We start from the raw sequence: 14,225 nt of genomic DNA, 5'->3' as shown, positions 1-14,225 counted from the left end.
CGGCGCGGACGCCGGATCATCCCGAGCAGATGACGACGCGGCACCGGGTTCCACGGTTGGTTGGGGGGATCGCCGAGCGACCGACGGAGGACCGGCATGGCCATCCACACGAGCACCAGCTCCGACGCGCAGGACCGGAGCGAGGTCCCACGGTTCACCCGGTCCGGCATGCTCGAGGTGCCCAAGAGCCGGATCCCCGCGGGGGGAGATGCTGCCCCAGACGGCGTACCAGATCGTCCTGGACGAGGCGATGCTCGACGGCAACGCCCGCTTCAACCTCGCCACCTTCGTCACGACGTGGATGGACGAGGAGGCCGACCGGCTGTACGCCGCGACCTTCGACAAGAACATGGTCGACAAGGACGAGTACCCGCAGACCGCCGAGATCGAGGCCCGCTGCGTGGCCATGCTCGCCGACCTCTGGCACGCCCCGGACGCCGTCGACAGCATCGGTACGTCGACCACCGGGAGCTCCGAGGGCTGCATGCTCGCCGGCCTCGCGCTCAAGCGCCGGTGGCAGACCGCCAGGCGTGCCGCCGGGCTGCCGACGGACCGGCCGAACATCGTCATGGGCGGCAACGTCCAGGTGGTCTGGGAGAAGTTCGCGAACTACTGGGAGGTGGAGCCGCGCTACATCCCGCTGGAAGGAGACGTCTTCCACCTCACGCCCGACCGGCTGCTGGAGCACGTCGACGAGAACACCATCGGGGTGGTGGCCGTGCTCGGCTCCACGATGGACGGCACCTACGAACCGGTGGCCGAGATCTGCGCCCGGCTCGACGACTACGAGCAGACCAGTGGCGTCTCGGTGCCGCTGCACGTGGACGCCGCGTCGGGAGGGTTCGTCGCCCCGTTCATCCAGCCCGACCTGGTCTGGGACTTCCGACTCCCGCGGGTCGTCTCGATCCAGTCGTCCGGGCACAAGTTCGGGCTGGTCTACCCGGGGGTGGGCTGGGTGCTGTGGCGGGACAAGGAGCACCTGCCGGCCGACCTGGTGTTCCACGTCAACTACCTGGGCGGCGACATGCCCACCTTCGCGCTGAACTTCTCGCGCCCGGGCGCGCAGGTCGTCCTGCAGTACTACCAGTTCCTCCGACTCGGCCGGGACGGCTTCCGGCTGGTCCAGCAGACCTGCCAGGACGTCGCGGTGCACATCGCCCGGACGCTGCACGCGATGCCGGAGTTCCACGTCATCTCCGACGGCACCGAGCTGCCGGTGGTGACCTTCTCGATGTCCGGGCAGGTCACGAAGTACGATGTGTACGACGTCTCGCGCAAGCTCCGCGAACGCGGCTGGCTCGTCCCGGCGTACACCATGCCCCCCCAAGCGGGAGGACCTCGCGGTGCTCCGGGTCGTGGTCCGCAACGGCTTCAGCCACGACATGGCCGAGCTCTTCCTCCGCGACCTGCGCACGGCCATCGACTGGTTGGACGACCTCTCCGGCCCGATGCCGCACGAGGAGCAGCCCAACAGCTTCCACCACTGATGAGCGCGTCGGCGCCGCTGGACCCGGTCACGACCATCCGGTCCAAGCAGTACCTCTCGGCGCTGGTGCTCGCCGCGATCCTCGGCGCCCCGATCTCCGCGATCGCCTACGGCTTCCTGGCCCTCGTCGCGAAGATCCAGGAGCTGGTGTTCACCGACCTTCCGCACGACCTCCTCGCCGGCGGGACGCCGGCCTGGTGGCCGGTGCCGTGGTTGATGCTCTCGGGCCTGCTGACCGGGCTGACCATCCGCCACCTGCCCGGGAACTGCGGGCACTCGCCGGCGTTCGGGTTCCAGGCCGGCGGCGGCGCACCCGTCGACCGGGACCTGCCGGGCGTGGCCCTCGCGGCCCTGACCACGCTCAGCCTGGGCGCGGTCCTCGGGCCCGAGGCGCCCCTGATCGCCATCGGCGCCGGCCTGGGTGCGCTAACGGTGCACCAGTTGCGCAAGGACGCCCCGCCGATGGCCGCGACGATCATGGCCTCGGCGGGGAGCTTCGCGGCGATCAGCACGCTGTTCGGTTCCCCGGTGCTCGCCGCCTTCCTGATCATGGAGGTCGCCGGCATCGGCGGCGCGACGTTGAGCCTGGTGGCACTCCCGGGCCTGCTCGCCTCCGGCATCGGGGCGCTGGTCTTCGTGGGCCTGGACAGCTGGACCGGCCTGGGGAGCTTCTCGCTGTCGCTCACCACGGTGCCGCCGGCGGTCGACCCGACCCTGGCCACCATGGCCTACGCACTGGCCGTCGGCGCGATCGGCGCGCTGCTGGGCTGGGTGATCCGCCGCATCGGGCTGTCGCTGCGCCCGGTCGTGCACCTGAACCGGGTGCTGGTCACCGCCGGCCTCGGGCTGCTCGTCGGGCTGACGGCGATGGCCTACCAGCTGATCTCCGGCAACAGCTTCAGCCAGGTCCTGTTCTCCGGGCAGGACTCCCTGCCGGTGCTCGTCGAGCACGCGGCCGACTACTCGGTGGGTGTCCTGCTCCTGCTCCTGGTGTGCAAGACGCTCGCCTACGCTGTCTCGCTGAGCGCCTTTCGCGGCGGCCCGGTCTTCCCGTCGATGTTCATCGGCGCCGCGCTCGGCATCGCGCTGTCCGGGCTGCCGGGCATGAGCCTCGCGCCGGCGATCGCGATGGGCATCGGAGCCATGTGTACGTCGATGCTGCGGCTGCCGTTGACCTCGACGCTGCTGGCCACCCTGCTGCTCGGCACCGACGGCATCTCGGTGACCCCGCAGGTCGTGGTCGCGGTGGTGGTCGCCTTCGTCCTGACCAACGTGCTGCCCGCCCCCGGCCCCACCGGACCGGAGGAGCCGGCGCCGGCGAAGGCCCGGTGAGGGGCGTGGTGAGGGGTCAGAAGACCCGGGTCCAGTCGTCCTTCATGCTGACCACCGTCCACCCTTGCTCGGCGGCCCGCGCCAGCGCCCGCTCCGCCCCGGTGGTGTAGGCGAACTCGCGCGCGGCGTCGTCGTGCGCCACGAGCAGGCGCAGGGTCGCCCCGTCGTCGCGGTGGGCGAACTCCAGCATCGGTACGTCGCCGTTGGAGTTGCCGGCCGCCAGCAGGGGTCGACGGCCGGTCCGGCTCCCGATCCGGACCGGTTTCTGGGGACCGTCGTCGAGGTAGTCGGCCTCGGCGTTGTGCGTGATCGTCCCGCCCCCGGGACCACTCGTGTAGGTGAGCGTGCTGGCGCTGCCGATCACCCGGTCGCGGGGGATGCCGTAGACCTCCTGGCTGACCGACCGCATGAAGTCGCGCCCGCCGCCCGAGGCGATGTAGCTGGTGAACCCGTTCTCCTCGAGGTAGCCGAGCAGCTCGACCATCGGTGCGTAGGCGCAGTCGACGTACCTGCGCCCGAGGGTGGGGTGCCGGGCGGTGCGCAGGAACGCCCCCGACCGCGCCTCGAAGTCGTCGACGTCGATCCCGTCGTAGGCGGCGAGGATCCCGTCGAGGAGGGTGGGCAGCGCCCGGTCGTCGCCCGCGTAGTGCTCGGCGAGGACGGTCCGCAGCCAGGTGGGGTCGTTCTCGTAGGCCGCCTTCCAGGGCTGGCGGTCGCGCAGGTCCGGGTCGACGTCGGCCATCTCCGACAACCGGCGCGCGATGAAGTCGGCCGGGCTGGGGAGGGGCTGCTCGCACCACAGCGTGCCGTCGTTGTCGAACACCGCGACGCGCTCCGCGACCGGCACGTGCTCGGCCACCGTCCGCTCGACGAAGGCCACGATCGCGCGCCTCGTGGGGCCCTCCCGCCAGCTTGCCAGCATCTGCGACACCCCGTCGTCGACCGGCCCCCAGGTGCCCCACGACCCTCACCCTCCCGGCTGCCGCGCGCCTCCCTCACGGTGGATGACCGCGGCCGTCGTACGTTGGGCGGCATGGAGTACCGCAGCCTCGGACGCACCGGAATGCAGGTCAGCCCGCTCTGTCTCGGAGCGATGATGTTCGGGGCCTGGGGGGAGCCCGACCACGACACGTCGGTCGGGATCATCCACCGGGCGCTCGACGCAGGCATCAACTTCGTGGACACCGCCGACGTGTACTCGCAGGGCGAGTCCGAGGAGATCGTCGGCAAGGCGCTCAAGGGCCGTCGGGACGACGTGATCCTGGCGACCAAGTTCCACGGCCAGATGGGCGTGGACGTCGGCGCGCCGATGGGCACCCCGGGCGACCCCAACAAGCGGGGCAACTCGCGCCGCTGGATCCTCGCGGAGGTGGAGAACAGCCTGCGCCGGCTGCAGACCGACTGGATCGACCTCTACCAGGTGCACCGGCCCGACCCGGAGACCGACCTCGAGGAGACCCTGGGTGCGCTGACGGACCTGCAGCGGCAGGGCAAGATCCGGGCGTTCGGCTGCTCGACGTACCCCGCCCACCAGGTCGTCGAGGCGCACTGGACCTCCGAGCGGCGTGGCCTCGGGCGCTTCGTCACCGAGCAGCCGCCGTACTCCCTGCTGGTGCGCGGGATCGAGAGGGACCTGCTGCCGGTCGCGCAGCGCTACGGCATGGGCGTGCTGCCCTGGAGCCCACTCGCCGGCGGCTGGCTGAGCGGCCGCTACCGCAAGGGCCGGGACGCGCCGGAGTCCCGGCGCGCCGCCCGGATGCCGGCCCGCTTCGACCTGAGCGACCCGGTCAACCAGGCCAAGCTCGACGCCGTGGAGGCCCTTGCGGTGCTCGCGGAGGAGTCCGGCCTGTCGCTGGTCCACCTGGCACTCGCGTTCGTGATGCAGCACCCGGCCGTCACCTCGCCGATCATCGGCCCGCGCACCCTGGAGCACCTCGAGTCGCAGGTCGGCGCCGCCGACGTGACGCTGAGCAGCGACGTGCTGGACCGGATCGACGAGATCGTCCCGCCGGGCCGGACGCTGGCCGCGTCCGACGAGGGGTACGTCGCCCCGGCCGTCGCGGACAAGCGGCTCCGCCGGCGCTAGGCCCGGGTCGAGCCGGCGTCAGGCCCGGGTCGAGCCGGCGCTAGGCCCGGGTCAACGGGCGGGCGGACGGCCGATCGGGGCCACCGTCGCCCCCGTGACGCGGACCAGGTCGGCGGGGGAGAGGCCGAGGTCCAGACCCCGCCGCCCGCCGGAGACGTAGACGACGTCGCACGCCAGCGCGGACTCGTCGAGCACCGTGGGGTGGGCCCGCTTCTGGCCGACCGGGGAGATCCCGCCGACGACGTACCCGGTCGCCCGCTCGGCCGCGGCCGGGTCGGCCATCGTCGCCTTCTTGCCCCCGACCGCGGCGGCGACCGCCTTGAGGTCGAGCTGTCCGGACACCGGCACCACGCCGACGACGAGCCGGCCGTCGACCGAGACGAGCAGCGTCTTGAGCACCCGCGCCGGGTCCAGCCCGAGGACGTCGGCCGCCTCCAGGCCGTACGACGCGGCCGCCGGGTCGTGGGCGTACGCGTGCTCGGTGAAGGCGATGCCCGCCTTCGTCAGGGCGACCGTCGCCGGGGTGCCGCCCGCGCCGCGCCGGGACGCCACCTCAGCCGCCCGCGCCCGGGTCCCCGGCCGGGGACCCGAAGAAGTCGTCGATCACCGGAGCGCCCTAGTTGGGGGACCAGCGGGTGCGCGCGACCTCGGTGGCCGGGAGTGACGGGATCGCCCGCATCGCGCGCATCTCCTCGCGCAGCGCGTGCCGCAACATCACCAGCCGCTCGAGCGGGGTGTCCGCCTCCAGCAGCTCCTGGCGCTCGGTGAGGGTGAGCAGGCAGGTCGCGGACAGGCTGTAGGAGAGGAACTCGGGGTCGCGCGGCAGGTCGCCGTCGAGCACGTCCCCGCCGCGCAGCTGCGAGAGCCGGCGGCGGTACTCCTCGAACGTCGCGAACGTGCGCTCGGCCTCGTGGGTCGCGTCGGTGCCCTTGGGGGTGCGTTCGGTCAGCACCTCGACGTCGCCGACCAGGAACTCCCCGGAGGTGTCGAGGCCGTCGAGCCGCAGCCGGTGCCGGCCGACCACCTCGATGTCGAAGCGGCCGTCCTCGTAGGGCTCGACCGAGACCATCTGGACCACGCAGCCCACCCGGTGCACCGAGTGCACGCCGTGCGCCCCGACCTCGTAGCCCTCCCGGATCGCGACCACCCCGAACAGCCGCAGGGACTTGTCGGGGATGGCGAGCAGGTGGTGGACCAGCGCGCGGTAGCGGTCCTCGAAGACGTGCAGGGGCACCGTGACACCGGGGAACATCACGGTGTTGAGGGGGAAGATCGGCAGCTGCTCGCGCACGGGACCCAACCTACCGATGTGGCGGCGGTCTCCCCCCACGAACCACCGCCTGGGACGCAGGCGAGTCGCACCTAGACTGGCGGGCATGATCCGCCGCATCGACCTCCGGGGAGCCACCGCCCCCGACTACCGCACCGTCGTGCCCCGCGCCGACTTCGACGTCGAGGCCGCCCTCGACGTCGTGCGCCCGATCTGCGACGCCGTGCGTCATCGGGGAGTGGAGGCCATCACGGAGTACTCCGCGCGGTTCGACGGCGTCGAGCAGACCGACATCGCGGTGCCGGTCGCGGCGATCCACGCGGCCCTCGAGCAGCTCGACCCGGCGATCCGGGCCGGCCTCGAGGAGTCGGTGAGGCGGCTGCGCGCCACCTGCGAGGCCGAGCTCGAGCAGGACGTCACCACGCAGGTCGTCCCCGGCGGGACGGTCAGCCAGATGATGGTGCCGATCCAGCGGGTCGGGCTCTACGTCCCCGGCGGCATCGCGCCGCTGGTGTCCAGCGTGGTGATGAACGTGGTCCCCGCGCAGGTGGCCGGCGTCGAGTCGATCGCGCTGACGTCCTCCCCGCAGAAGGCGTTCGGCGGACTGCCGCACCCGACGATCCTGGCGGCGTGCGCCCTGCTCGGCATCGAGGAGGTGTACGCCGTCGGCGGCGCCCAGGCCGTCGCGATGTTCGCCTACGGCGCCGGCCCGTGCCGCAAGGTCGACCTGGTCACCGGGCCCGGCAACATCTACACCGTCTCCGCCAAGCGGCTGCTCAAGGGCACCGTCGGCATCGACTCGGAGGCCGGACCGACCGAGATCGCGATCCTCGCCGACGACACCGCCGACCCGGCGTACGTCGCGGCCGACCTGCTCAGCCAGGCCGAGCACGACCCGATGGCCGCGGCCGTGCTGGTCACCCCGTCGACGACGCTCGCCGACGAGGTCGAGGCCGAGCTCGACAAGCAGGTCTCGGCCACCCGGCACGTCGAGCGGATCCGCACCTCGCTGTCGGGCGAGCAGTCCGGGATCGTGCTGGTCGACGACCTCGAGCAGGGCCTGCAGGTCGTCGACGCCTACGCCGCCGAGCACCTCGAGATCCAGACCCGCGACGCCGCCGCCCTGGCCCGCCGGGTGCGCAACGCCGGCGCGATCTTCGTCGGCCCCTTCGCGCCCGTCTCGCTCGGCGACTACTGCGCCGGCTCCAACCACGTCCTGCCCACCGGCGGCTGCGCCTGCCACAGCTCCGGGCTGTCGGTGCGGTCGTTCCGCAAGGCCCTGCACGTCATCGAGTACGACGAGCAGGCGCTGCGCGACGTCGCCTCCCACGTGGTCACGCTGGCCGAGGCCGAGGACCTGCCCGGTCACGGCGCGGCCGTCCGCGTCCGGGTCGAGGAGCGCTGACCGGCCGGTGACCTTCACAGCGCCTCTGCGCGAGGAGCTGCGCGGTGTCGAGCCGTACGGCGCCCCGCAGATCGACGTACCCGTCCAGCTCAACGTCAACGAGAACCCCTACGGCCCGAGCGAGGCGGTCGTCGCCGACGTCGCGGCCGCGGTCGCGGACGCGACCCGCACGCTGAACCGCTACCCGGACCGGGAGTTCACCGCGCTGCGGGAGGACCTCGCGGCCTACCTCGGGCACGGCGTCACGCCCGCCCAGGTCTGGGCCGCCAACGGCTCCAACGAGGTGATGCTGCAGATCCTGCAGGCCTTCGGCGGCCCGGGCCGCACGGCGGTGTCGTTCGCGCCGACGTACTCGATGTACCCGGAGTACGCCCGCGACGCGATGACCGACTGGGTCGTCGGCCACCGCGAGGAGGACTTCTCCCTCGACGTCGCGCACGCCGTCGAGGTGATCGCGAAGCACCGGCCGAGCGTGGTGCTGCTGCCCTCGCCGAACAACCCCACCGGCACCGCCCTGCCGCCCGCGACGGTGACCGCCGTGTGCGCCGCCGCCGCGGAGGTCGACGGGATCGTGGTGATCGACGAGGCCTACGGCGAGTTCCGCAGGGCGGGCACGCCGAGCGCGCTCGAGGTGCTCGCGGAGACCCCGAACCTGGTCGTCAGCCGCACGATGAGCAAGGCGTTCGCGCTGGCCGGAGCCCGGCTCGGCTACCTGGCCGCCTCGACGGAGATCACCGACGCGCTGCGCGTGGTCCGGCTGCCCTACCACCTGTCCGCGGTCACCCAGGCGGTCGCGCGGGTGGCGCTGCGGCACGCCGACGAGCTGCTCGCCCGGGTCGACGACCTGCGCGCCGAGCGGGACCGCACGGTGAGCTGGCTGCGCGGCCAGGGGCTCACGGTCGCGGAGAGCGACGCCAACTACGTGCTGTTCGGCCGGTTCGCGGACCGCCACGCGGTCTGGCAGGGTCTACTGGACCAGGGCGTGCTGATCCGCGAGACCGGCCCGGACGGCTGGCTCCGGGTCTCCGTCGGCACTCCCGCGGAGATGACCGCGTTCCACACAGCGCTGACGGCCACCCTAGGAAGAGGTCTCGGATGAGCAGGACGGCCCGCATCGAGCGTGCGACCAAGGAGTCCAAGGTGCTCGTCGAGCTCGACCTCGACGGCACCGGCCGCCACGACGTCTCGACGGGCGTCGGGTTCTACGACCACATGCTGTCGTCGTTCTCCCGGCACTCGCTGGTCGACCTGACCGTGCAGACCGAGGGCGACACGCACATCGACGCGCACCACACCGTCGAGGACACCGCGATCGCGCTGGGCGACGCGCTGCGCGTGGCGCTCGGCGACAAGGCCGGGATCCGGCGCTTCGGCGACTCCCTGGTCCCGCTCGACGAGGCGCTCGTGCAGTGCGCCGTCGACGTCTCCGGGCGGCCCTACTGCGTGCACACCGGCGAGCCGGACGCGCAGGCCTACGTCACCATCGGCGACTCCTACCTCGGCTCGCTGACCCGGCACGTCTTCGAGACGCTGGCCTTCCACGCCCAGATCGCCCTGCACGTCCGCGTGCTCTCCAGCCGCGACCCGCACCACCTCGTCGAGGCGCAGTTCAAGGCCGTGGCCCGCGCCCTGCGCGACGCGGTCGCCTTCGACCCGCGGGAGACCGGGGTCCCCAGCACCAAGGGCAGCCTGTGAGCGCCCTGTGACCGACGTCGTCGTCTTCGACTACGGGTCGGGGAACACCCGCTCCGCCGTGCGTGCGCTCGAACGGGCCGGCGCGGACGTCACGCTGACCTCCGACCGGGCCGCCGCGATGGACTGCGACGGGCTCGTGGTGCCGGGCGTCGGCGCCTTCCGGGCCTGCGTCGAGGGGCTGCGCGCGGCCAAGGGGCACGAGATCGTCGGCCGCCGCCTCGCCGGCGGCCGGCCGGTCCTGGGCATCTGCGTGGGCATGCAGGTGCTGTTCGAGCACGGTGTCGAGCACGGCGTGGACACCCCCGGGCTCGACGAGTGGCCCGGCGTGGTGGAACGCCTGCAGGCGCCCGTCGTACCCCACATGGGGTGGAACACCGTCGAGGTCCCCGAGGGCACCCGGCTCTTCGACGGGGTGGCGGGGGAGCGGTTCTACTTCGTGCACTCCTACGGCGTGCGCGAGTGGGTGCTGCGCACCAACGACCGGACCCGTGCACCGCTGGTGACGTGGGCGACGCACGGCGGCGACCGGTTCGTGGCCGCGGTGGAGAACGGCCCGCTGACGGCCACCCAGTTCCACCCGGAGAAGTCCGGGGACGCGGGCGCGGCGCTGCTGCGCAACTGGGTCGACTCGTTGAAGGGATGAGCCCCCGGTGAGCCCCCGATGAGCCCCCGATGAGCAAGGAGCGCGCCCGCCGGCGGGCCGCGCGCGAGCACGAGACGGCGCTGCGGACCGCCGCCCGGGCCGCGGAGCAGGAACGCCGGGAGCGGCGTACGGCGCGCGCGACCGCCGTGCGGAGGGCGACCACCGACCGGCTCCCGCGGGTCACCCGGACCCACCGGCCGACCGGCACGCTGGCCCGGCGCCGGCGCGTGCAGCGGTCCCTGGTGCTGGCGCTGGTGGTCGCGCTGAACGTCGTGGTCTGGGTGCTGCGGCCCGACTGGGCCGCCCGGCTCGCGGCCCTGGTCGTCAGCCTGCTGGCCGCCCCGGTGCTGGTCACCCTGCTGGTGCCGCGACGCCGCTGAGCGTGGCGGGGCTTACGAACAGGGACAAAATGCACACGCGGCGGTCCGTTCTTACGTAGGATCGTGCAGCCGGGTGAAGCCGCCGCTCGGGCACGCACTCATCTCTGGGGCCCCTGTGACACAGCTCTCCACCGGCACGTCGATCGCCGAGGTCATCGCCGACGGTGCCGTCGTCAGCGTCTACCAGTCGATCGTCGACCTGCAGACCGGCGCCGTCGTGGCATACGAGGCCCTGGCCCGCGGCCCCGAGGGTGACCTCGCCTCGCCGGACGCGCTGTTCGCGGCGGCCCGGGAGGCCGGCCTGCTCGCCCAGCTCGACGAGGCGTGCCGGGCGGCGGCGTTCCGCGGTGCCGTCGAGAAGGGCCTGCTCGCCCCGCTGACCGTCTTCGTCAACGTCGAGCCCGAGGTGCTGGACGCCGCACCCGTCGAGGACCTGGTCGCGATCGCCGACGCCGCGCCGGGCGAGCTGCGGATCGTCCTGGAGATCACCGAGCGTGCGCTCGCCGCGCGCCCGGCGGAGCTGCTGCGCACCGTCGAGCGGGTCCGCAGCCTCGGCTGGGGCGTCGCGCTCGACGACGTCGGCGCCGAACCCGCGTCGCTGGCCTTCATGCCCCTGCTGCGCCCCGACGTGGTCAAGCTCGACCTCAGCCTGGTGCAGCGGCAGCCGACACCGGCGATCGCCGAGATCATGAACGCGGTCAACTCCTACGCCGAGCGCACCGGTGCCGTGGTGCTCGCCGAGGGCATCGAGACCGAGCGGCACCTGCGGACGGCCCGCGCCCTGGGCGCGACGCTCGGCCAGGGCTGGCTGTTCGGCCGGCCCACCGCCGAGCCCGACCCGCGGCTGCCGATCCAGGCCCTGGTGCTGCCCTCGGGCTGCGCGGACCGGGACGGGACGGCGACGGACTCGCCGTTCGGCTGCCTGCCGCCCGGGACGCCGCTGCGTCGCTCCCCGAAGCGGCTGCTCGTCGAGCTCAGCAAGCAGCTCGAGCGCGAGGCGATCCGGATCGGCGAGTCCTGCGTGGTCGCCTCCACCTTCCAGCACGCGCACCACTTCACTCCGGCCACCATCGCGCGCTACCGCGACCTGGTCGAGCGGACCGGGTTCGTCTGCACCCTCGGCGAGGACCTGTCCCAGGAGCCGGTCCCCGGCCTGCGCGGCGCCGACCTCGCCGAGCACGACCCGGTGCGCGGCGAGTGGGACGTCGTCGTGGTCAGCCCGCACTTCAACGCGGCCCTGCTGGCCCGCGACCTCGGGGACACCGGGCCGGACCTGGACCGGATGTTCGAGTACGCCCTGACCTACCAGGGCGACACCGTCGTGCGGGCCGGCCAAGCGCTGCTGTCCCGGGTCGCCCCGCGGCCGGTCGGCGCCCGACCGGCCGCCCGGCCGGCCGGCGCGGCGGAGGCGGGGCCGGTCGACGGGCTCTCCCCGCGGGTCGCCGCGGCCGGCCTGCCGGGCCGTCCGGGCCGCGCCGCGACCACCGGGGACGCGCTGCTCGAGCGGGCGCTCGGCGCGACCAACAGCGGCGTGACGATCGCGGACATGACCCGGCCCGACTACCCGCTGGTGTTCGCGAACGCCGCGTTCGAGGGGCTGGCCGGCTTCCGGACCGACGAGCTGCTCGGCCGCAACTGCCGGTTCCTCCAGGGACCGGACACCGACCGGGCCGCCATCTCCCGGATCCGGGACGCGATCGTCGCGGGCGACGAGTGCCGCGAGCTGCTGCTGAACTACCGCGGTCCCGACCGCCGGCCGTGGTGGAACGAGGTGCACCTCTCGCCGGTGACCGACGCCGACGGCCGCGTCGTGCAGTACATCGGCGTGCAGAACGACGTGACCGACCGCGTCGAGGCCGAGCGGGCGCTGCGTCAGGAGACCGACCGGGCCCACGCCTACCTCGCCCGGATCGAGCAGCTGGCCTACACCGACCCGCTGACCGGCCTGATGAACCGCCGCCGCTTCGAGGAGCGCGTCGAGGCCGAGCTGTGGGAGGCGCAGGTGGGTGACAGCGCGCTGGCGCTGCTGTTCCTGGACCTCGACGGGTTCAAGGCGGTCAACGACTCGCTCGGGCACGCCGGGGGCGACGAGCTCCTGCAGGTCACCGCGCAGCGGCTGCGGTCGCACCTGCGGCGCAGCGACCTGCTGGCCCGGCTCGGCGGCGACGAGTTCCTGGTCGCCGTCACCGGGCTGGACGTCGCCACCGCGCGGGCGACCGCCGAGGACATCGCCGACCAGCTCGCGGACGCGGTCCGGCAGCCGGCGGAGGTCCGCGGCCAGCAGGTCACCGTGTCCACCAGCATCGGGATCAGCGTGTTCCCCGAGGACGCCCGGGAGTTCGGACGACTGGTGCACGCGGCGGACGCGCGGATGTACGCCCTCAAGCAGCCGCGCTAGCGGACCGGCTGCCCCGCCTCGGCGAGCGAGCGCTTCCACGTCGCCGATGCGCAGGGTGCCGAAGTGGAACACCGTCGCGGCCAGCACGGCGTCCGCGCCGGCGTCCACGGCCGGCGCGAAGTGCTCGACCCGTCCGGCGCCGCCGGACGCGATCACCGGGACCGTGACCGCGGCGCGGACCAGCCGGATCAGGTCGAGGTCGAAGCCGTCCTGGGTGCCGTCGGCGTCCATCGCGTTGAGCAGGATCTCGCCGGCCCCGAGCTCGGCCGCCCGGCTGGCCCACGCGACCGCGTCGAGCCCGGCGCTGCGTCGGCCGCCGTGCGTGGTGACCTCGAAGCCGGAGTCGGTGCCCGGTGCGCGCCGCGCGTCGACCGACAGCACCAGCACCTGGTTGCCGAAGCGGTCGGCGATCTCGGCCACCAGCTCGGGCCTGCGGATCGCGGCGGTGTTCACCGCGACCTTGTCGGCTCCGGCCCGCAGCAGGGCGTCCACGTGCGCGACGTCGCTGACCCCGCCACCCACGGTCAGCGGGATGAACACCTGCTCGGCCGTGCGCGAGACGATCTCCATCGTGGTGGCCCGCCCCTCGTGGGAGGCCGAGATGTCGAGGAAGGTGAGCTCGTCGGCGCCCTCGGCGTCGTAGACCTTGGCCAGCTCCACCGGGTCACCCGCGTCGCGCAGGTCCTGGAAGTTGATGCCCTTGACCACCCGCCCGGCGTCCACGTCGAGGCAGGGGATCACCCGGACCGCGAGCGTCATCGGGCGCCGTCCCGGGCGGGCCGGGTCAGCGCCAGGCCGTCCTCGAGGGTGAACCGGCCCTCGTAGAGCGCGGTGCCGACGATCGCGCCCTCGACGCCCTCGGGCACCAGCGTCATCAGCGCGGACAGGTCGGTGAGCTCGGTGATGCCGCCCGAGGCGACGACCGGCCGGTCGGTCGCGGCGCACACCGAGCGCAGCAGGTCGAGGTTCGGCCCCTGGAGCATGCCGTCCTTGTGGACGTCGGTGACCACGTAGCGCGCACAGCCCTCGGCGTCGAGACGGGCCAGGACGTCGTACAGGTCGCCGCCCTCCTCGGTCCAGCCGCGGGCCGCCAGCGTCCGGCCGCGCACGTCGAGCCCGACGGCCACCCGGTCGCCGTACGTCGCGATGGCCGCCGCGCACCACTCCGGCTGCTCGAGGGCCGCGGTGCCGATGTTCACCCGGCGGCAGCCGGTCGCCATCGCGGCCTCGAGGGAGGCGTCGTCGCGGATGCCGCCGCTCATCTCGACCTTGATGTCCAGGGTGCCGACGATCCGGGCGAGCAGGTCGCGGTTGTGGCCACGCCCGAACGCCGCGTCGAGGTCGACGAGGTGGATCCACTCGGCGCCCCGGCGCTGCCAGTTCAGGGCCGCCTCGACGGGGTCGCCGAAGCGCTTCTCCGAGCCGGCCACTCCCTGCACCAGCTGGACGGCCTGGCCGTCCGCGATGTCGACGGCGGGCAGCAGCTCGAGGTAGTCGCTCATGGCACCAGCCTAGGAGCCGGGCCCCGGC

The 14,225-nt window shown here is 73.4% G+C and carries 12 protein-coding genes and 1 pseudogene; 8 read left to right on the top strand and 5 right to left on the bottom strand.

The genetic code is table 11. The annotated features are described in order from the left end of the window. Positions 1–208: 208 nt before the first annotated feature. Complete coding sequence (gene gad, locus KRR39_RS24750; RefSeq protein WP_254185677.1) at positions 209–2,818, top strand: glutamate decarboxylase; 2,610 nt, start codon at positions 209–211, stop codon at positions 2,816–2,818. A 16-nt stretch (positions 2,819–2,834) separates the two neighbouring features. On the opposite strand, the gene KRR39_RS11550 is transcribed toward gad, so the two are convergent. Next, the gene (locus tag KRR39_RS11550; RefSeq protein WP_216942140.1) at positions 2,835–3,740 is read right to left on the bottom strand and encodes an HAD family hydrolase; all 906 of its coding nucleotides are present in this window, start codon (positions 3,738–3,740) and stop codon (positions 2,835–2,837) included. 111 nt (positions 3,741–3,851) lie between these two features. Here KRR39_RS11550 and KRR39_RS11545 point away from each other — a divergent pair, with 111 nt between their 5' ends. Beyond that, positions 3,852–4,904: an aldo/keto reductase gene (locus KRR39_RS11545; RefSeq protein ID WP_216942139.1), complete on the top strand. Its 1,053-nt coding sequence runs from the start codon at positions 3,852–3,854 to the stop codon at positions 4,902–4,904. Between the two features lie 51 nt (positions 4,905–4,955). On the opposite strand, the gene ybaK is transcribed toward KRR39_RS11545, so the two are convergent. Together ybaK and KRR39_RS11535 are read right to left on the bottom strand one after the other, a co-directional pair. Further along, the gene (gene ybaK / locus KRR39_RS11540; protein ID WP_216942138.1) at positions 4,956–5,456 is read right to left on the bottom strand and encodes a Cys-tRNA(Pro) deacylase; all 501 of its coding nucleotides are present in this window, start codon (positions 5,454–5,456) and stop codon (positions 4,956–4,958) included. 64 nt (positions 5,457–5,520) lie between these two features. After that, positions 5,521–6,195 (bottom strand): LON peptidase substrate-binding domain-containing protein, encoded by a 675-nt coding sequence (locus tag KRR39_RS11535; RefSeq protein WP_216942137.1) that lies wholly within the window; start codon positions 6,193–6,195, stop codon positions 5,521–5,523. A gap of 85 nt (positions 6,196–6,280) precedes the next feature. Here KRR39_RS11535 and hisD point away from each other — a divergent pair, with 85 nt between their 5' ends. The 6 genes from hisD to KRR39_RS11505 all read left to right on the top strand — a co-directional run bounded on the left by hisD (position 6,281) and on the right by KRR39_RS11505 (position 12,695). Next, on the top strand, positions 6,281–7,579 hold the full coding sequence (gene hisD, locus KRR39_RS11530; RefSeq protein ID WP_216942136.1) for a histidinol dehydrogenase: 1,299 nt from the start codon (positions 6,281–6,283) through the stop codon (positions 7,577–7,579). 7 nt (positions 7,580–7,586) lie between these two features. Continuing rightward, a complete protein-coding gene (locus KRR39_RS11525) occupies positions 7,587–8,678 on the top strand; it encodes a histidinol-phosphate transaminase (protein ID WP_216942135.1) in 1,092 nt (363 codons plus the stop codon). Continuing rightward, complete coding sequence (gene hisB, locus KRR39_RS11520) at positions 8,675–9,274, top strand: imidazoleglycerol-phosphate dehydratase HisB (protein ID WP_216942134.1); 600 nt, start codon at positions 8,675–8,677, stop codon at positions 9,272–9,274. Before KRR39_RS11525 ends, hisB begins: the two co-directional genes overlap by 4 nt. Before the next feature lie 7 nt (positions 9,275–9,281). Further along, complete coding sequence (hisH, locus tag KRR39_RS11515; RefSeq protein WP_216942133.1) at positions 9,282–9,917, top strand: imidazole glycerol phosphate synthase subunit HisH; 636 nt, start codon at positions 9,282–9,284, stop codon at positions 9,915–9,917. A gap of 29 nt (positions 9,918–9,946) precedes the next feature. After that, positions 9,947–10,297 (top strand): hypothetical protein, encoded by a 351-nt coding sequence (locus KRR39_RS11510; RefSeq protein WP_216942132.1) that lies wholly within the window; start codon positions 9,947–9,949, stop codon positions 10,295–10,297. A gap of 115 nt (positions 10,298–10,412) precedes the next feature. Continuing rightward, positions 10,413–12,695 (top strand): diguanylate cyclase domain-containing protein, encoded by a 2,283-nt coding sequence (locus KRR39_RS11505; RefSeq protein WP_216942131.1) that lies wholly within the window; start codon positions 10,413–10,415, stop codon positions 12,693–12,695. Here KRR39_RS11505 and hisF read toward each other — a convergent pair. Together hisF and priA are read right to left on the bottom strand one after the other, a co-directional pair. Further along, positions 12,692–13,454: pseudogene (gene hisF / locus KRR39_RS11500) on the bottom strand (imidazole glycerol phosphate synthase subunit HisF). The gene KRR39_RS11505 and the pseudogene hisF overlap by 4 nt on opposite strands. Next, positions 13,451–14,197: a bifunctional 1-(5-phosphoribosyl)-5-((5-phosphoribosylamino)methylideneamino)imidazole-4-carboxamide isomerase/phosphoribosylanthranilate isomerase PriA gene (priA, locus tag KRR39_RS11495; protein ID WP_216942130.1), complete on the bottom strand. Its 747-nt coding sequence runs from the start codon at positions 14,195–14,197 to the stop codon at positions 13,451–13,453. Before priA ends, hisF begins: the two are co-directional and overlap by 4 nt. Positions 14,198–14,225 lie beyond the last annotated feature (28 nt).

This window comes from Nocardioides panacis, from assembly GCF_019039255.1.
In the GTDB taxonomy this organism is placed as follows: domain Bacteria; phylum Actinomycetota; class Actinomycetes; order Propionibacteriales; family Nocardioidaceae; genus Nocardioides_B; species Nocardioides_B panacis.
This window is presented reverse-complemented; position numbering and strand designations above follow the sequence as displayed.